The organism is Treponema sp. R6D11, assembly GCF_054786075.1.
Genome location: NZ_BDHD01000912.1, coordinates 1 through 450, shown reverse-complemented (window position 1 = coordinate 450; position 450 = coordinate 1). Strand labels below are relative to the sequence as shown.

1 protein-coding gene is annotated in these 450 nt (G+C 33.1%); it reads right to left on the bottom strand.

Annotation, left to right across the window (positions count from 1 at the left end):
* A partial coding sequence (locus tag ACYVTD_RS16780; protein ID WP_461248790.1) for a cation-transporting P-type ATPase occupies positions 1-235 on the bottom strand: 235 nt, incomplete at its 3' end.
* Positions 236-450 lie beyond the last annotated feature (215 nt).

Sequence of the window (450 nt, the reverse complement as noted above, 5' to 3'; positions counted from 1 at the left end):
CCCCTATAATCGCATTGAGCAGGATAACCGCCAGTATAACGAAGGCGTCGCCAACGGAATGCTCCCAAATAGAAACCGCCATCGCGATCAATAATATGTATATCATCGGCTCGGTTAGCTGAGCTAAAAACATCTGCACATACGTCTTCGGCTTTTTCTCCCGCAACCCGTTCCTGCCATTCGCCGGTGAAAGGTCTTGCGCACCGTTTTTTGTTAGTTCTTTTGTATTATCCAACACTTTTTCCTATTCGTTTTTTTTGAGTAAAATATTTCAAAAAGGTATGCAAAAAGCAAGCTTTGTCTAAATTTTTTATAATAAAAAAAAAAAAATATCTTTCTTATTTTATATTTTATTACTACAAACAATTGAAGGCGCTGGGATAATAAATACTGATAATTAAAACAATACAATAAAGAAAAAAAAAAAAAAAAAATATTTAATAATATAAA